Below are 19,362 nucleotides of genomic sequence, written 5' to 3'. Positions count from 1 at the left end.
ATTTGGCTTCATCCGAGTGACAGGTTGGCATGCCTGTAACCAAGAAGAAGTTATTTGTCTTTACGACAGTTCTTATTCTACCAAGAAGCAGAGACTTTGTCAACTGATTTACTTTTTAAAAACTTGATCTACTCTACTGATTTCAGGGCTTCAAGCATATCCACCTTTCTCAAGTGGTGATTGACAAAGAGACCCAGTAAGGCTAAGATTACAGTCACTGCGATGATTGGAAGAGCATAGACTTCCCAGCTGACTCGTGGATAAAAAAGTATGGTGGCAGGTGAGATCATTTGAATCAAAAATTGATGTAAATAGTAGCCAGCTACCAAACCGAGAACAATCCCCACAAAGGACAGCACCATGGTCTCGCGGTAGATATAGAGGGTCACTTCTTTATTATGGAAACCGAGAACCTTGATGGTCGAAAGTTCACGGATACGTTCTGCCACATTGATATTGGTGAGATTGTAAAGAATGACAATGGCTAGCAAGACGGAAACAAGGACAAGGATTGCCATGGTTTTATTGAGAGAATTGGCTACAGATTCAAAAAGGTGGATAGCCGTTGCATTTTGGATCACCCCAGAAACAGCAGTTTTTTTCATAAAGGCCGCAGCTTCTTTCTCCGTATTGGATGGTGTTGGCTCTTTTAATTTTACTAGGTAGGTATTGTCTTTCGGACTGGTACCGTAGACTTGTTCGTATGTCGCTCGATTGAGATAAACAAAGTGTCCAACATAGTTTTCAGAAATAGCCGCGACCCTGATTTCTTTCCCATCAAGCTCCAGCTTGTCTCCAACCGTAACATCTGCTAGTTGAGCTAATTTTTGACTCACGACTGCTCCATCTGTGACCTGCACCTCTTGGCCATTTTCCTCTAATGCGATAAAGGGGTTGAAATTTTCTCTGCTTGTAACCATTATGGTGATAGTCTGAAGTCCTGCTTTTCCTTTGAAATCTTTTTCAATGGATTTAGAGTAAATCTTTTGATAAGCATGGATAGGCTCAGCTTGCAAGGCACTTTCTAGGTCTGCTTTTTCTTGCTCCGTTACACTGCTCTTTTCCGCTACAATCATCTGGTATTGCTGGATTTGTTCAAATTGACGCTCGACAACTCCTCCCACAGAAGACTGAATGCCAAGACCTGCAAATAGGAGAGCAACCGAACCCGCAACTCCAAAAATGGTCATCAACATCCGTTGCTTATAACGGAAAATATTTCGCGCCGTAACCTTATGAGTGAAGCTCAAACAACTCCAAATAAAGCTCAGGCGTTCCAGCAAAATCTTTGATCCCTTAACGGGAGGTTTAGGAAGTAAGAGTTGGGCTGCTTCATCGTGTAGTTCCCTCCGTGCCACTAGATAAGCTGGCAAGACACTGGACACCCAACTTAAGGCCAGGGCAAGAAGGCTATAAGACCAGTAGAAATACTCCTGACTTTTCCCAACGACCATTCCAGCTGTTATAACATCCGAAATCACGCCTGCAAGGATATAATGTCCTAGAAGCGTTCCTAAAACGGTTCCCACAGTTCCTGCAAGAAAACCATAGAGGACAAACTTGGCAACAATATCTTGATTCTGGTAACCTAGAGCCTTGAAAATACCAGCATTGGTGCGTTCTTCATCCACAAAGCGAGTCATAGTTGTAAAGGTTACCATTGCAGCAACCATAAAAAGCACCACGGGAAAGATATTACCGACAGAACGAATACTTGCTGAAGCGTTACTGTACATGAGATAGCCTTGACCGCCTGGCATGGTTTGGCGGTTGTATACATGGTAAGTAGGTTCTGCCAGTTCATCAAACTCTTTCTGTCGTTGTTCAAGCTTCTCTTTTTCCTTGGCTAGATTACTCTCTGTCTGAGCCATTTTTTCTTTTTCTGTAGCCAATTCTTCCTTAGCTTTTGTCAATTGCTCCTTGGCTTGACTCTTTTGAGGCTCAGGCAAAGTGGTCACTTGTTCTTCTTGAGTTTTCAATCGACTTTCAGCCTGTTCTAACTGACTCTTGCCTTTTTGAAGGTTACTTTCAGCTGTTTGGAGCTGCTCTTTCCCATCTTCCAAGCTCTTTTGCCCATTTGTTTTGATACTTGCCAATCTTTTTTGACCATTATCGGCAAGCAAGTTTTGTAAGTCTTCCTGGTGTTGATCTCGTTTTCTTCTATATTCTGATGAAAAAGCATCCAAATTTTTTAAATCGTCATAGCGCACACGCGCAATGCTGTACACTTCTGTATCAAACTGACTGGGTAAAATCACTCCATAGCCAGCCAAGCTTCCATTTCCACTACTAGCTCCTCCTAAATCTTCTTTAGAAAGGATCTCACCCGACTGAACAAATCCAGTAATGGTGAAAGATTGGGATTTTATGACGGTCTTCCCTTCTTCTGTCTTGCTAAAGGTGATAGTCTGCCCAACCTGATAACGGTCTTTCCAGAAATCTGCCAAGGAAATTTCCCCATCAGCCTCTGGAAGTCGCCCTTCTGTCACTTGGAAGGTTGAAATTCCCTCCGGCTTGGAATAAAGTCGAACCGCTTCTTCACTATTTTCAACTGTTAGGTCTGCCATATAGCCAAACTCAACACTTGCTCCTTGAAGGGTCTTTAGTTCGTCTTGATCCTTTTTATCCAATCCATAATCAGCTATCACTGCCAGATCCAAGGTATTTGCTTTACGGAGATAATCCTCAGCCGTACGTTCCATATTCGGGCTAGTCACTTTGAGACCTACTAGAGCTAAAGACCCCAGCATCATCAAGGTCAAGATAGATAAAAAGCGTCCCTTAGAAGCAGTCACCGACTGGAGCAAGTCTTTTCGGTATGTTTTTTTCATGCTAATACTCCAATGTATCGATAGCCTGTGGATGCTCATTGATTGTTACTCTCATAACAGTAGCATCACGCATGTGAATCACCCGATCTGCGATAGGAGCTAGCGAGCTATTGTGAGTCACGATAATTACCGTCGCTCCCTTTTGACGAGACATGTCTTGGAGAATCTTCAAGACTTGCTTGCCTGTCTGATAATCCAAGGCTCCAGTTGGTTCATCACAAAGGAGAATTTTAGGATTTTTGGCTACCGCGCGTGCAATAGAGACTCGCTGTTGCTCTCCTCCAGAAAGCTGAGCTGGAAAGTTATTCATCCGATGAGCAAGACCCACATCTGTCAAGACCTGTTCAGGATCCAAGGCATCCATCACGATTTCTGAGGCCAGTTCCACATTTTCCTTAGCTGTCAGATTGGAAACTAGATTATAAAACTGAAAAACAAAACCGACATCATTTCTACGATAATTGGTCCTCTGGTGGGAACTATAATCTGCAATATTGGCACCATCAATCCAGATTTCCCCCTCGTCATTGGTATCCATTCCCCCAAGAAGATTAAGAACCGTTGACTTGCCCGCACCAGATGCACCTAGAATGATAACCAATTCACCCTTTTCAATCTCAAAATTCACATCGCGATTGGCCACAATCTCCGTGTCCCCAACCTGATAACGCTTGTAACAGTGTTTCATCTCAATATAAGCCATCATCAACCTCACTTTCTTTAACTACTTCTTAATATCATTATAACGCTTTTTCGAAGAGTTGGATACTAGAATAAAAAGAAAAACCTAGGTATTCCTAGGCTTTCTTTTTACAAATTATTTTCCAAGATAGTATTCAGAAACTACGTTCAATGTTTCGTCAAATTCGAATACCAATGGTGGGAAGTTAGGGATTTCCACATCCATGATTTCGTCATCTGACAAACCTTTGATGTGTTTTACAAGAGCACGGATTGAGTTACCGTGAGCTCCTATGAATACGTTTTTACCATCTTTAAGAGCTGGAGCGATTTTATCTTCCCAGAATGAACGGGTACGTTCCAAAGTCAATTTCAAGTTTTCAACATCTGGGATAACTGAGTCGTCAAGTGAAGCGTAACGACGGTCAGTGTAAGCTGAGTGCTCATCATCACGGTCCATACATCAAATTTCATTTCAGATTCTAGATTAATTTACTGTCTAACCCCAGAAAGCATCTTCTACTGCTTGATCTGATGAAAAGAGCCAAACTTCCTTGATTTTTCCATCTTCTATGCGGAAAAGATCAATACCGTTCATGTTGAGTTCTTCACCATCTGGACGAGTTCCGACAAAGGTCACACTGGCTGCTACAAGGTCAGTATTATCAGATACCCAGTTAGTCAATACTTTAAAGGTACCGTTTGTTTTTTCTGAAAATTGAGCTAAGTGGACTCCAAGAGCTTCTTTTCCAACCACTGTACCAGAAGTACTATTCTGACCTGGCTGATGCCAGATGATATCATCTGCCATAGTCTCAAAAACAGCTGGAAAATTACCTGTTATAAGACCATTGTTATACGCGTTAAAAATTTCTAAATTTACTGACATGAGTTACTCCTCGTTTCTTTTATTTATGATATAATTTTATCATCTACTAACAAAAAAACAAGTAGGCACTTTATTATTATTTAGTATCAAATAAGATACTATTATTGACAAATAAGAGAATATTTTTTAAAAAAATTTGGAGGAATAATGGTAACTAAAGTCAGTGAATTTGGAATTTGCCCTTTTGCCACAACACAGCGTGTGCTAACAGGTAAGTGGGCTCTAGTCATCATCTATCAACTCAGTACGGGAACTAAGCGGTTTAATGAACTACAACGGCTGATTCCTGGCATTACCCAAACCATTCTAACACGACACCTCAGACAGCTCGAAAAGGATAAAATCGTGGAGCGTAAGGTCTATGCTGAAGTTCCTCCACGGGTCGAATACAGTCTAACTGAAATGGGGAGAAAATTTCAAGATGTCCTAGATGCCATTGAAAGCTGGGGACTGGAGTATATAGAAATTCTAAACTGATTATCTCCTCTATTCGTCTCACCTTATAAAGTAAGACAAATAGAGAGACACTTCACAAAAAAAGGCAGAATAAATCCTGCCTTTTATCATTTATAATTATTTTCCAAGGTAGTATTCAGAAACTACATTCAATTTTTCGTCAAATTCGAATACCAATGGTGGGAAGTTAGGGATTTCCACGTCCATGATTTCGTCATCTGACAAACCTTTGATGTGTTTTACAAGGGCACGGATTGAGTTACCGTGAGCTCCTACGAATACGTTTTTACCATCTTTAAGAGCTGGAGCGATTTTATCTTCCCAGAATGGAAGGGCACGTTCCAAAGTCACTTTCAAGTTTTCAGCATCTGGAATAACTGAATCGTCAAGTGAAGCGTAACGACGGTCAGTGTGAGCTGAGTGCTCATCATCACGGTCCATGTTTGGAGGCAATACATCGTATGAACGACGCCAGATGTGAACTTGCTCATCACCAAATTGTTCAGCAGCTTCAGCTTTGTTTTTACCAGTCAAACCACCGTAGTGACGTTCGTTCAAACGCCATGATTTTTCAACTGGAACCCACAATTGGTCAGAAGCTTCAAGAGCCAAGTTAGTTGTTTTGATCGCACGTTTCAATACTGAAGTGTAAGCTTGGTCAAATTCGATACCAGCTTCTTTGATCAATTTACCAGCGTCAATCGCTTGTTGTGTACCTTTTTCAGACAAATCAACATCAGCCCAACCAGTGAAAAGGTTAGCTTTGTTCCATTCAGACTCACCGTGGCGAGCAAAAACCAATTTTACCATTAGATGGATTCTCCTTTAAATTTTCCGAGGTTTCCCCTCGTTTATCTATTCTATTTTACACAATTTTTCACAAAAAAGCTAGTTAAAATCGACAAGTTCTGACAGTCAGGAAGTAAAGTCCTCTCATCCTGATTAGGAACTTCTATAATTCATTACTTTTTATTTGCAAAAATAGAGGTTCTAAAATCATTTGTTTGGTCTAGGTAGGCTTTAAAGACTGCTCTCTTAAGTTTATGGACAGCACTGTCAGTTTCTGGGTTATAGTCACTCCAACGCGTACCTTCTGCATCCTTGAGAACAGCTTTGTCCATGAGTTCTTGCAACTCATTTACTCTTTGAATGGTTTTCGTGGCATTGCTCATCCATGATTGCATCGGATCTTTAAAAGTAATTTTATTCAAATGATCAAACTGAGCAACGCGCTCTTGATACATAGCTTTTTTAAAGGCTGCCCAAGATGAATATTGACCACCAAATAGCTTTTCTAAAACAAGCTTATCTGTCACTAATCCTTGCTTTTTACCGTAGAGGTTGATTGTCTGACCATTTTGTTTAGCAATTTCTTCATATTGGTTGGAAATATATGGGACCATACCATCTTTAAATCCTTTAGCAGCTAAGAGTTCATAAGCTATCCTACGTCCCATAAGATCTCCAGGAGTACCTTTCTCACTGCTCAATGCTGAAAAGATTGGTGCAAAGAGTTTAATCGTAAAATAGCCATTTCTCTCATAAGTACCAGCCTGATACTCACGAGCCGAAAGAATATTATTGTCAATCAAACTCTCAAAGCTCGTCAATTTTTTAGCTTCATCTTCAGTCAAATTTTTCACAACATTAGTAGCATAGACATCATTGCCATCAGCAGGATCTGTTAGATAGTGATTCTCGATTTTTCTGAGAGCTTCCATTTTCTGGGAAACATTCAGTTTCTTAACGATCGATTGCCCTTCAAGATATTCCAACAGATAGATGAGGTCAAACATATTATGAGCGTATTTCTGGAGATCGGATGCATCTTTGAATCGTTCCGTCGGATCTAAGACTTGTAGACGGGATCCTTCCATGCTATCTGATTTTGAATGTTTCAAGATTGAGTTAATGGTAATGGTTGCATCATTTGGATGATCTGGCGCTTGTAATAAGCCTTTAGCAAAGAATTCAGGACCAAGACCACTTCTTCTACCATAACCACCAAGATAGATATCCTGATCTGAATCATGGGTCATCTCATGGGTATACGTAATAGCGCCATCCTTATCCAACATACGGTAAGACATATAATAGACACCATCTCCTGTTGCGTATGCACCGTGATGATTATGAACCACCTTGTTACCAACTGGTCCAAAGAAATGTTGCATTGCAGGATTTGAATTCTCAAAGTCTGCGATTGTTGAAGCCTTTCCTTCAGTATGATCATCACCAAACTTATAGGCATCATAAAGCAGGATCGTACGATAGAGTTTTTCACGTCCCTGATTATCTAAAATACGATACCAATAATCGTAGTGATCTCGCTGACGCTTGGCTGTTTCACGCGCATTATCTTCAACAAACTTATTGAGTTTATCTCCAGCCTTATAGTCACTGTTGCGGTAGCGATCGTAAGCGCCAAATCCTAGACTAGACAAGGTTGAAATGACAAATACAGATCTTTCTGGCAAAGTAAGGAGAGGCAAGACCATATTGCGGTATTTCCAAGTGCTACTAGTAATTCGGTCATAAACACCGATAGAGTACTTAGTTCCTGCTTGCTCTTGCTTGGCTTTGACCTCTGCAATAGTGGATTTTTCTTCGACAATGAAAGCTTTGGTCTGGGATTTAAACCAGTCATTGTTGCTAGTATTTGGTAAAAAGACTTTTCGGTAATGTTCTAGCGTGCTAAACAGATCTGTTGTTCCATGATGGCTGGCAAGACTGATACCATAAGTATCAACGTTGTTCTTAGCAAGCAGATTATTAAATCCTGATTTCCCTAACTCAATCAAAGTATCTAACGGAGATGCATTTCCTTTACCAAAGAAATCAAGGTGATACAAGACCAAGTCTTTAATATTGACCTGACCATAGCTAAAGTTATACCAACGCTCTAAGTAACTCATACCAAGAAGCAAGGCTTCCTTGTTGCGCTTGATTTTATCTACGATGTAACCTGTCATTACTTGATTGTTTTCCACTAGACCAGCATCCGCTGACAAGAGTTTTCTCAGACTTTCTTCTAGATGTTCCTTCGTTTTAGTAAACTGTTCTTCTAAATAGAGCTCGGTTTGCTTCACTTTTGGTGAAATACCAAGTGTGTTTCTAATAGCGTCTGAATGATAATTTACCTTCTTCAATTCTGGTAAGACTTGCTGGATAATCGTTTCTTGATTATACAAGAATTGGTTTGGCGTATAGAGAAGCCCCGTATCTCCTAGACTATATTCTGCTAACTTAGCAAAATCAGTCTGGTACTTGAGCTGGAATGTTTCAGAGGAATGATCCTGGTAATGGAGCAAGAGTTTATTGGCACTTTTTTTATTGGTTACAATGTCCGTAATTACTTGGTCATCCTTCATCATGACTGCAGACAAGAGTGCTTTTTTATATAAAAGACTGTTCTCATTGACCAGGTTTCCGTATTTGACGACGGTTGCCTTGTTGTAGAAAGGTAGCAATTTTTCAATATTTTTATAAGCTAAGGCGCGCTGAGCTTGATAATGCTTCACCTTAGAAAAATCACTTTCTTTACTACCACTTGTTGAAAGAGGCTCCACTGTTGGAGGAGCGAGAGGATTGATTTCTGCTTTTTTATTAGTCACTTCAGAAGCATCTAAAATTGTTCCTCTTTCCACAAATGATTCCTTGCTGACGACTTCTTCCCTGACCAAGGTGACATTGTAGACTCTATTAGCTTTGTTGCTGAATGTATTAGACACCTTCATTTCATTATAGTGGTAACCGGTAATAGCATTCCCGTTGGTTACATTGACATCACTTAGTACATTGGTCAATCTTCCTGCATGCTGTTCCTCATTCGTCTTCCGATCCCACAAATATCCAGCTACACCCGCAACTCTACCAAAGTGCTTGACATTGTTGATATCACCTTCAGCATAGCTATCCTGTATATGCGCATCTTGGTCTACTAGACCTGCTAGCCCACCAACAGTCTGATCTGAACTATTCGTATTGGATGAAATGGCTACTGTCGCTTTTGACTTAGTCAGTGAAGCTCTGCCTCCTGTCAAATGACCGACCAGACCACCAATATTGTATGCAGCAGTCGTTTCGTAGGTATTAACAATTCTTCCCTTAAAACTGCTCTCTGTAATGCTTGATTGGTCTGCCTTAGCCAACAAACCACCGATACCACGTTCCCCAGCCAGAACACCATCGACATGAACTTGCTTAATCTTTGTGTTATCCGTAGCTTCATTTGCCAGTGAACCGATATCATCTTTACCTGAAATAGAGACATTTTTTAGGCTCAACTTTTCTACTGTGGCCCCTCTCAAGCTTTCAAAAAGAGGCTTTTTCAAGTTGTAAATAGCATACCGCTTACCATCTTTTTCACCAATCAACTGACCAGTAAAGGTGCCTTTGATGTAAGATCTGTCATCAGGTCCCAACTCCACTTCGTTGGCATTCAAGCTAGCCGCTAAATGATAGGTTCCAGAGAGATTCTTGTTGATTGCTTTAACCAAGTTGCTAAAGGAAGTGAAGGTTGTTGTTTCTTCTGTGGCCTTTTTTGCGAGATAGAAAGTGAAATTATCGACATATTTATTTTCTAGCTCTTGCTGGAGTTTCTCAGCTTTGGCTATGATTTTATAAACTGATTGTCCATTTTTTATTTCTACAGTTATTGAAGCGACAGGTAGATAGACATCTTTGAATGACGACGATTTGACCTTAACAAAGTAAGTGTCTATATTACTTGGAACACTGTCTAAAGAAACATGTTGTTTGTAAGTACCATTGGTCTGACTATATAACTCCAGATCAGAAACATTTCTTAATTCAAGTGTTTTTTCTGGATCTTTTTCTTTTGGTTTTTCAGCCGGATTTTCTGGTTTTTCTTGCTCAATATTGCCAGTATATTCTGGAAGAGGGGCAATTTGTTCGGGTTCAACAATCGCTCCGGATTGGGTACCTGTATAAGATGGTTTCGATGGTACCTGTTCTGGTTCGACTATTGCTCCAGATTGAATGCCAGTATATTCTGGTTTTTCATTTGTCTCAGGGGCTACAACAGCTCCCGATTGCTCACCTTTATATTCTGGCAAGGAAGGCTGAGTCTCTGGTTCGACGATGGCACCAGCTTGAGTTCCCTTGTACTCTGGTTGTGGAGCTACTTGCTCTGGTTCAACAACCGCTCCGGACTGGGTACCTGTATAGGATGGCTTATCAGCCGTTTCTGGTTCGACGATGGCTCCAGATTGAATTCCTGTATATTCTGGTTTTTCATTTGTCTCAGGGGCAACTATTGCACCAGATTGCTCACCTTTATATTCTGGCAGGGAAGGCTGAGTCTCTGGTTCGACGATGGCACCAGATTGAGTTCCCTTATACTCTGGTTGTGGAGCTACTTGCTCTGGTTCGACTATTGCTCCAGATTGCTCGCCTGTATAGGATGGCTTATCAGCCGTTTCTGGTTCTACCAAAGCCCCTGATTGAGCACCTCCAACCTCTGGTTCCTGCTTTTCAGGTTCAACAATCGCACCAGATTGAATTCCTGTATATTCTGGAAGAGGAGAAACCTGCTCAGGATCTACTATTGCTCCAGATTGGGTGCCAGTATATTCTGGTTTTTCATTTGTCTCAGGGGCTACAACAGCTCCCGATTGCTCACCTTTATATTCTGGCAGGGAAGGCTGAGTCTCTGGTTCGACGATGGCACCAGCTTGAGTTCCCTTGTACTCTGGTTGTGGAGCTACTTTCTCGGGTTCGACTATTGCTCCAGACTGAGTTCCTGTATAGGCTGGTTTATCAGTTTTCTCAGGGGCTACAACAGCTCCCGATTGCTCACCTTTATATTCTGGCAGGGAAGGCTGAGTTTCAGGTTCGACGATGGCACCAGCTTGAGTTCCCTTGTACTCTGGTTGTGGAGCTACTTTCTCGGGTTCGACTATTGCTCCAGACTGAGTTCCTGTATAGGCTGGTTTATCAGTTTTCTCAGGGGCAACTATTGCACCAGATTGCTCACCTTTATATTCTGGCAAGGAAGGCTGAGTCTCAGGCTCTCCTTTTCTTGCAGACTGGGGTGCTTCACTCGGAGCAACTGCCTTCTTAGTCCCTTTTTCTACTATACGTGGTAAGGCTTCTTCTACCTTGGTCGAGAGGATCTCACGAGTAATTTCTTGGTTTTCAACAGTGAAAATACGAACAACCTCAACCTTCTTCCCAGCACGACCTTCTTGTTTGACACGAACGGTTCCCTCTGCTAGTTCGGGATTTTCTTGAACCACTTCTAAAACATCTAGTTTTGTTACAATCTCTTGGTCTTTGTATAGGAGCTCTGGTTTGTTCACGCGACCAGCCAAGACTTCGTCCTGAGGATCCACACTAGCAATACCAGACGGCTTTTGATTGGGTGAATCTTGAGAAGGGATTGACTTGTCAGCAGGGTTTGTTGGAGACGGATTTTTCCGCTCATCTCCTACCTTTTGCCTACCTTCATTGGTCTGAAAATGAGGTTGAAGCATGTCGTCTAGTTTCTGACCTCTAGCAGCAGTTTCTTGCAGACTAGCTTCCTTGTCTTGCTTAATATAACCTAGATAGGTATAACCTGACAAGACTCTTGGCAAAGGCAGACTATCTCCTTGGGATAATTGATATTCTTGATTATATTGGAGCAAGAGTTGATTTTCAATAGCCTGAACCGAAGAAACCAAACCGCTCCCCATGCCTGTTATCAAAACAACCTTCAACAGTGCTTTCTTCTTGCCTTTCTTTCTCGAAACAGCAAAAATAAGGAGTCCAATCGAAGCGAGGGCTCCACCCGAAAGGACGGTAACCAGATTACTGTGCTCACCGGTATGAGGCAACTGACCTAGTTGGGCTTTCTCATCCATACGGTAGACTAGATAGTAAGTGCTCTCACTATCTTCAGCCACTTTAGGAAAATCCTTTACAATCAAGTCCTTCTCATAACTACTCAGTTCTGTATCCGTCACGTATTTGTAGTGAACAGATACATTTTCTTGAGCAAATACAGTCCCACTGCTAGCAATGGACACAAAAAATAAGCTCGAAATTGAAGCAGACACAAGACCAATCGCCAACTTTCGTAAGGAAAAACGATGCTGCTTCTCTCCAAAAAATTTTTTCATTCTATATCCTCTCTATTATTTTATCCATTTCAAAATAGAAGAAGCATTTTGCTTCCTCACTATGATAAACTTACAAGAAACAAAAATACTTCGATATATATTTTGATATATTCAATCTACAACCATCATTATACTATAAAAAGAGTTCCTTGTCTCAAATAAATGCTTTAGATTTTACGAATGAAATAGCTTATTTATCCTATAAAATTTTCCGTCAATTGGTAACAAAAAAATAAGACTAACCACCTTCATACTGTAATAAGTATTTCTAACAAAGATTCAATTCATCCCACCTCAATTCGAAAGATATGATTCTTCAATTTCGAATTTTTTCAAAATTTCAAAGTATAGGAATTGCCAATAATTGTCATAATTTATCCTATCTAGTCCACGAATGGGATCAATCCAACAGAACTACCTACGATAAACAATACAGACGGTGCAGGAGTCACACGCTCATCGTCCTTGAAATACACAATAGCCACAATTCTTAAAACTAAAATAGTAACTTTCATCAATCATGAAATCATTGAAAAATCGTCAACGCCCTTCAATTACCCTATTCTAACTCCAAATCAGAAGCGACCAATAATCTCATCAAACTTATCGAACGAAATGCCTTTGGTTTTCGAAACTTTGAAAACTTCAAAAAACGATTTTTATCGCTCTGAACATCAAAAAAGAAAGGACGAAATTTGTCCTTTCTCTATCTTAGCTTTTCTTTAATCCACTACTGCTGACAAAGAACCAATTTTAGAGTTTCTCCATTTACTCTACTTGACAAAAACTCTATTTATAGTTCAACTTTAAATTTTTTGAGGCTTCCTAAAAATAATGAAGCACCAACAATAATGACGATTCCCCCTATCCATCCTAAGAATGGAACCAATGAAAGTGCAGAACCAACAATTAATAAGACTGAGGGTGCAATTGAAATTCTATTATCATCTTTATAGTATATTAGTGAGAGAATACCTAGAATTAAAATTCCAATTTTTACTAAACTAAAAATAATAAAAATAATTCCTAAGATGACACCAACAACTTCTTCATTATCAAATATAGAGGCAATCATAATTATAATAATTGGCAAAATGGCTAGAATAGTTCCTGCAACTAAACCAATGATACCATCTAATTGAGCAAGTGTTTTCTTTTTCATCAATACTTCCTTTTCATTAAAAATTAATATTATACATTAATTTTGTTTAATATTTTCTTTTATATTAAACTAAAATACACACACAGAAAACATTTTCAATCTATCATTCGATTATTTCTCTTCAAATCCTTCTGCTACTGCGTCTGCAAAGTTTTCTTCTACGATGCTTGCACAGTGGTCACAGATGACTGCGTGGTAGCTGCGTTCTGCTGTTGTTGGGTCGATTCGACGGCAACGGTCACATACTTCACCTGCAGCGCGTTCAACAGTGAAGGCCACATCTTCGAAGCTAACAGCAGTTTCTGGAGCTGGTCCTTCTGCGATGGTCAATTCAGACACGATCAAAAGTTGAGCTACATTGCTGTTTACTGCTTCGAGTAGAGTTTTCACAACTTCGTTTGGATAAACTGTCAAGTGTGCTTCAAGTGATTTACCGATAACTTTGGCATTACGCGCTTCTTCCAAGGCTTTTTGAGCTTGTCCACGGAAATCCATGAAGGCTGCCCAGGTATCCAAGATTTCTTCTTGGTTAGCAAACGTCTCTGCTTCTGGCAATTCTGACAATTGAACGAAGTCTTCTGCTTCAAACTCAAGGTATGACCAGATTTCTTCCGCAGTGTGAGGAAGGATTGGTGTCAAGAGTTTGGTAATTTTTACAAGAATGTCATAGAAGACAGTCTGCATTTGACGGCGTTCCAATGATTTGGCACCTTCGATATAAACAACATCTTTGGCAAAATCAAGGTAGAAGGCTGACAGGTCAACGTTGATAAAGTTCACCAAGGCCTTATAGATTGTCAAGAATTCAAAGTTTGCATAAGCATCACGAATGGTCTTAACAAGCTGGTTAAATCGAATCGTCATGTACTTATCAACTGAACGAAGCTCATCGTAAGCTACTGCATCCTCAGCTGGGTTAAAGTCAGATGTATTAGCAATCAAGAAACGAAGAGTGTTACGAATCTTACGGTAAGTTTCAGAGACTTGGCTCAAGATATCCATAGAGATACGCACGTCGTTGCTTGAGTCTACACTTGTTACCCAAAGACGCAAGATTTCTGCACCAAATTGTTTTTCAACATCGCTTGGAGCAATGGTATTTCCAAGAGATTTAGACATCTTCTCACCTTTACCATCAAGGGCAAAACCTTGTGACAAGATTTGTTTGTAAGGTGCTACACCATGGTTAGCAACAGATGTGATCAATGATGAGTTAAACCAACCACGGTATTGGTCTGAACCTTCTAGGTAAAGGTCTGCTGGGTAAGTCAATTCAGGACGGTTTACCACAACTCCATTCCATGATGAACCTGAGTCAAACCAAACGTCCATGATATCTGTTTCTTTCTTGAATTCACCATTTGGAGAACCTGGGTGAGTATATCCTTCTGGCAAGAGTTCCTTAGCATCACGTTCCCACCAAATGCTTGAACCATGTTCCTCAAAGAGTTGAGCCACGTGTTCAATAGTTTCAGCAGTCATAATCGCTGTACCGTCTTCAGCGTAGAAGATTGGAAGTGGAACACCCCAAGCACGTTGACGAGAAATAACCCAGTCACCACGGTCACGAATCATATTGTACAGACGGACTTTACCCCATTCTGAGTGGAATTTCACTTTTTCAATTTCATCCAAGATTTCTTGGCGGAATTTAGAAACTGAGGCAAACCATTGTGGTACTGCACGCCAGATGATTGGTTTCTTAGTACGCCAGTCAAATGGGTATGAGTGAGAGATTTCTTCTTGGGCAAGAAGGAGGTTACCAAGTTTTTCAATAACAGTTGGAACTACCTTTTCATAGAATTGACCTTCAAACTCAGAACCAGCATTCTTCATCATGATACCACGTTCGTCAACAGTCACTGCGACTTCAAGATCATTAGCAATACCAACATTGTAGTCATCCTCACCAAAACCAGGGGCTGTATGGACGATACCTGTACCAGAATCAGTCGTAACGTGGTCACCAAGGATAACAAGCTCATCTACAGCTGTATCCCATGGGTGTTCTGTTACGATGTGGTTCAATTCTTGACCACGGTAAGTTGCCAATACTTGAACATCAGCCCAACCAAATTTCTCAGACAAGCTAGTCAACAATTCTGCAGCAACCACAAACTTACGAGCTTCACCAGCAGATTGAACCAAGACGTAATCAATATCCGCTCCGACAGTCAAACCACGAGAAGCTGTGATGGTAAATGGAGTTGTTGTCCAGACTACGATATAAGTATCTGTATCTAGAACACCTTTGCCATCTTTTACCTTATTAGCATAGTATAGGGAAGTTGAAACCAAATCATGGTATTCAATCTCCGCTTCAGCAAGAGCCGACTCAGATGACCAAGACCAGTAAACTGGTTTTGCACCACGATAGATATAACCTTTGTTAGCCATCTCACCGAAGACACGGATTTGTGCTGCTTCATAATCAGGAGTCAAAGTCACATATGGATTTTCCCAGTCACCAGAAACACCCAAACGTTTAAAGTCTTCACGTTGTTTATCTACTTGAGAAAGAGCGTATTCACGGCAAAGTTTCAAGTACTCAACCAAGTCCATTTCTTTACGTTTGACACCTTGTTTTGCCAAAACTTGCTCGATTGGCAGACCATGTGTATCCCAACCTGGGATAAATGGTGCGTAAAAACCTGACATAGATTTTGAACGAACAATGATATCTTTTGAAATCTTGTTCATAGCATGTCCAACGTGGATATTTCCGTTAGCATATGGAGGGCCATCATGCAAGGTGAAATGAGGTTTTCCTTGGTTCAATTCTTGACGACGTTGGTAAAGTTTTGCATCTTCCCATTCCTTTTGCCAAACTGGCTCTTTGGTAGGAAGACCTGCACGCATTGGGAAAGCTGTTTTCCCAAGATTAAGGGTATCTTTGAGTTTCATGGTATCTCCTTTATAAATAATAACAAATTAAAAACCACGACTTCCAAAAAGGACGAAAATCGTGGTACCACCTTTATTCGGAAAAAGATTTAGTCTTTCTCCCTCATTTCCCGTAACGTGGGGAACGTCAAATCTTACTAGCTTCAGACTTGAGTTTTTGAGAGGATAATCTTATCGTTAGGGAATGCAGGACTCACACCATCTCCTGCTCGCTGGAAATATAAGGATAAGATATTGTTCTCACATATCACTATTCATTATAAGATAAGGACAGATTCTTTATTTGTATCTTCCTCATTCGATGAAGGGCCTTCGACTTCAACTGGCTCTAAATGTTCTTCCACATAATGATGTTGTTGAGCTTCAAATTCAGCTAATTCTCTATTACCAGCCTCAATTCGAGCTTGTAACTCAGCCATTTCTTCAGGTGTAAATTGACGAGTCATATCGATTTGTTCTTCTTCTGGTTGTGAATATACCGATTCACCAAGAACTTCACCAACAACTTCTTTAAATGCTTCATCACTTGTCTGAAGATAGGTAGCTGTTGGGCGCAGAATATCTTCCCAATCTGAAGATTCAACAATTGCTAACTGGCTCTCAATTGTAGATTTAAGACGTTGATGGAAGACACGACTCTTGTTCTTCAATTCTTCTGTTTCAACAGCAACTTTCTTAGCATTGTCAGTTGCTTGACGAAGAATTTCATTTGCTTTGTACTTGGCTTCTTCCAACAAACGTTGTGCATCTTGCTCTGCTTGTTGGATAATATTGTTTGAACGTTCCGTTGCAGCTTGTTTTACTCGCTCAGCTGTATCTTGTGCAATCAATACAGATTGACTCAATGAGTCTTTCATCTCATCAAAGTAAGACAAACGCTCTTCCAAACTCTTAATATGTAAATCCTTATCATGATTAGAGCGAACCAAATCTTCATAATCACGGACTACAATATCTAAAAACTCATCTACTTCTTCTTGATCAAACCCTCTGAAGCGTGTGCTAAAAGTTTTATCTTTGATTTCTAACGATGTAATTGGCATATTTTTCCTCACTTACTTAATAACAATTGGACCGTTAATTTCTTTTTATCTTTTTTTGTTTGCCCATTATCTCTAACAAGTTTCAATCGACCAAATTTCCTAACACTAATCAAATCACCAACTTGAACTGCATAATCTGATTTTTCAACTAAATGGTAATCGACTTGGACTGCCTGTTTTTCAATTAACTGACTTGCCTGATTTCTAGACAGCTTGAAGACACCTGCTAGAAAAACATCTAATCTAGAACTAGCAATACAAATATCTAATTCTTGATAATCTTCTACTGTAGTAATTTTCTCAGTAAAATCCCGTTCTTCTAGACGAACCGGTAAACGAGCAATTTTCGTAATGCCGTCTTGAAAAAGGAGCATAAACTGTCGATTTATGATAATCTGTGCTCTCTCTTCGTTGACTAAGATATCACCAAATAGCTTCCTATCGATTCCTAGCTGATTTAAAACAGTCCCTAATATTTTTGCATGCGTTAGGCGTTCAAACTTATTAGGATAGACAATTTCTTGCAAGGAAAGTTCAAAATCAGAGAATCCCGGCTCAAAATAATCAGGATACAGGAGTACCCGTACATATTCAGTTTCAAGAAACTGCCGACTGCTCATATAGGAGATGCCGTTGGTTGATGCTAGCACCTTTAAAATCTTTTCTTGATGGGGATTTACAAAAGGTGTTAAAAAAGGAGAATAAGAATCTTCTACCTTTTTTATCCATTCTAATCCCTTATCAATAAAAGACGAATCATTCTTAGAAAAGTGTTGATAAATCATCTTGTTCATAGAAAGATCACTAAAAGTCGAATCAACTGCTCCCCTAGGAAGTGAACTAGTAATACCGCAATCCAGACAGATAAGTCAAGACCTGCAATCTGGAGGGGTAAACGTTGCAAGGGAGCTACTATCGGTTTCACTAAACTAATAATCAAGCGTCCAAGACGTGATTCATAAGCATTGGGAAACCAAGACATCAGAGCAAACACGATTAAAATCAGTGAATAGATATCCACTGCATTTTGAACAAAACGAATGAGAAAGATCATTATCTCACTCTCGTACGTTTCATATCAAAGCCAAATTCACCATTTTGTGATTCATCTGGAATTTTGATGTCTTCAATATTGACGACAACATCAACTGGTGTCAGCAGGTACATAGTAGATGCTACCTTTTTCATGTTACCAGCTAAAACATGGCGTGCCCCGTCCAGATAATCCAAACAACGACGTGCTTGAACTTCTGTCATATATTGGAAATCAATCAAAATACTTTCGTTACCAGCTAATAAATCAACAATATCTGTGGCATCTTCGTATTTACGTGGATAACGAACATCAATTGTCACCTTATCAGTAGAACGTTGACTTTGCATAGCCAACTCTTGTTGACGGGCATGAAGACGAGTGATGTTTTTATCTTTAGATGGCGTGCTACCAGCTTGTTGAGGCAACTCTTGAACAGAAGGGACTGGAGTCACAATTGGCTCTTCAGCTTTAGGCTGATATGCAGTACCAACATCTTCTCCATCTTCTGTAAAATAATCTATAAATTTATCAAATCTATCTTTTAAAGACATATTTCTTTCCTATTTAAAAAATGCTGTACCAATTCTGACAAATGTTGAGCCAAATTCAATCGCTTCCTTGTAGTCACGACTCATACCCATACTCAAGTCCGTCATTGGCATATTGGGAATTTGTTTTTCTCTAATTTCTAGTTGCAAATCCTGCGTAGCTTTAAAAATTTCTTTCAACTCATCACTACTAGCTTCAAAAGGAGCCATGGTCATCAAGCCGACATATTCAATTTTATCTAAGGTGGCCAATTCTGGCAAGAGCTCTAATAGTTCTTCCCTTGAAAAACCATGTTTGCTCTCTTCCCTTGAGATATTTACTTGTAAGAAACACTTAACAACTCTGTCACTTCTTTTTTGAATTTCTTCTGCTAGCTTTAATGAATCCAAAGCGTGGAAATAATCAACATACTGAATGACATCTTTGACCTTGCGTCTTTGCAAGGTTCCAATCAAATGCCAGGTAATATTTCTATCTTTTAAAGCTTCATATTTCTCAAGAAATTTATCCACACGATTTTCACCAATATGATGCACACCTAGCGGAAGCAAGGCCTCCGCTGTCGGTATGTCTACATATTTTGTAACAGCAACAACCGAAACAGAATTGGCTTCTCTTCCTGACTGCTGACTTGCATCTTTTATTTGTTGAAAAACACGTTCTGTATTTTCTTTCAAATTCATTTAC

At 40.0% G+C, this 19,362-nt stretch carries 13 protein-coding genes and 2 pseudogenes; 2 read left to right on the top strand and 13 right to left on the bottom strand.

From position 1 onward, the window contains the following. Positions 1-128: 128 nt before the first annotated feature. The 4 genes and pseudogenes from PAN07_RS09135 to PAN07_RS09120 form a co-directional block, all read right to left on the bottom strand. Positions 129-2,837, bottom strand: coding sequence for an FtsX-like permease family protein (locus tag PAN07_RS09135; RefSeq protein WP_346658453.1), 2,709 nt, complete (start codon positions 2,835-2,837; stop codon positions 129-131). After that, positions 2,833-3,534, bottom strand: a complete 702-nt coding sequence (locus PAN07_RS09130; RefSeq protein WP_269797736.1) for an ABC transporter ATP-binding protein — start codon at positions 3,532-3,534, stop codon at positions 2,833-2,835. Before PAN07_RS09130 ends, PAN07_RS09135 begins: the two co-directional genes overlap by 5 nt. A 114-nt stretch (positions 3,535-3,648) precedes the next feature. Continuing rightward, a pseudogene (locus PAN07_RS09125) lies at positions 3,649-3,972 on the bottom strand (2,3-bisphosphoglycerate-dependent phosphoglycerate mutase); the annotation flags it as partial. A gap of 39 nt (positions 3,973-4,011) precedes the next feature. Continuing rightward, complete coding sequence (locus PAN07_RS09120; protein ID WP_004262393.1) at positions 4,012-4,401, bottom strand: nuclear transport factor 2 family protein; 390 nt, start codon at positions 4,399-4,401, stop codon at positions 4,012-4,014. Positions 4,402-4,548: 147 nt separating this feature from the next. Here PAN07_RS09120 and PAN07_RS09115 point away from each other — a divergent pair, with 147 nt between their 5' ends. Continuing rightward, positions 4,549-4,878, top strand: coding sequence for a helix-turn-helix domain-containing protein (locus PAN07_RS09115; RefSeq protein ID WP_004262396.1), 330 nt, complete (start codon positions 4,549-4,551; stop codon positions 4,876-4,878). 96 nt (positions 4,879-4,974) lie between these two features. On the opposite strand, the gene PAN07_RS09110 is transcribed toward PAN07_RS09115, so the two are convergent. Beyond that, on the bottom strand, positions 4,975-5,667 hold the full coding sequence (locus PAN07_RS09110) for a phosphoglycerate mutase (protein ID WP_000240129.1): 693 nt from the start codon (positions 5,665-5,667) through the stop codon (positions 4,975-4,977). A 152-nt stretch (positions 5,668-5,819) separates the two neighbouring features. Beyond that, a complete protein-coding gene (locus tag PAN07_RS09105) occupies positions 5,820-11,981 on the bottom strand; it encodes a ZmpA/ZmpB/ZmpC family metallo-endopeptidase (protein ID WP_269797716.1) in 6,162 nt (2,053 codons plus the stop codon). Between the two features lie 533 nt (positions 11,982-12,514). On the opposite strand from PAN07_RS09105, the pseudogene PAN07_RS09100 reads away from it, so the two are divergent. After that, positions 12,515-12,696, top strand: a pseudogene (locus tag PAN07_RS09100) (transposase); the annotation flags it as partial. A gap of 78 nt (positions 12,697-12,774) precedes the next feature. Here the strand turns inward: PAN07_RS09100 and PAN07_RS09095 are convergent. From PAN07_RS09095 to PAN07_RS09065, 7 genes are all read right to left on the bottom strand, one after another. Continuing rightward, complete coding sequence (locus PAN07_RS09095; RefSeq protein ID WP_084861778.1) at positions 12,775-13,143, bottom strand: hypothetical protein; 369 nt, start codon at positions 13,141-13,143, stop codon at positions 12,775-12,777. A 111-nt stretch (positions 13,144-13,254) separates the two neighbouring features. Continuing rightward, entirely contained in the window at positions 13,255-16,047 is a 2,793-nt protein-coding gene (gene ileS / locus PAN07_RS09090; protein ID WP_269797715.1) for an isoleucine--tRNA ligase, read from the bottom strand. Positions 16,048-16,304: 257 nt separating this feature from the next. After that, positions 16,305-17,090 (bottom strand): DivIVA domain-containing protein, encoded by a 786-nt coding sequence (locus PAN07_RS09085; RefSeq protein ID WP_084861774.1) that lies wholly within the window; start codon positions 17,088-17,090, stop codon positions 16,305-16,307. An 8-nt stretch (positions 17,091-17,098) separates the two neighbouring features. Continuing rightward, positions 17,099-17,884 (bottom strand): RNA-binding protein, encoded by a 786-nt coding sequence (locus PAN07_RS09080; protein WP_024057155.1) that lies wholly within the window; start codon positions 17,882-17,884, stop codon positions 17,099-17,101. Beyond that, on the bottom strand, positions 17,881-18,144 hold the full coding sequence (locus tag PAN07_RS09075; protein WP_000576496.1) for a YggT family protein: 264 nt from the start codon (positions 18,142-18,144) through the stop codon (positions 17,881-17,883). Before PAN07_RS09075 ends, PAN07_RS09080 begins: the two co-directional genes overlap by 4 nt. Continuing rightward, positions 18,144-18,677, bottom strand: coding sequence for a cell division protein SepF (locus PAN07_RS09070; RefSeq protein WP_000053356.1), 534 nt, complete (start codon positions 18,675-18,677; stop codon positions 18,144-18,146). Before PAN07_RS09070 ends, PAN07_RS09075 begins: the two co-directional genes overlap by 1 nt. Before the next feature lie 9 nt (positions 18,678-18,686). Beyond that, entirely contained in the window at positions 18,687-19,358 is a 672-nt protein-coding gene (locus PAN07_RS09065) for a YggS family pyridoxal phosphate-dependent enzyme (RefSeq protein ID WP_024057152.1), read from the bottom strand. Between the last annotated feature and the right edge of the window lie 4 nt (positions 19,359-19,362).

The sequence above is a fragment of the Streptococcus sp. SM5 genome, from assembly GCF_027497975.1.
Note: the sequence above shows the minus strand (reverse complement) of the source record. Positions and strands in the feature narration are given on the sequence as shown.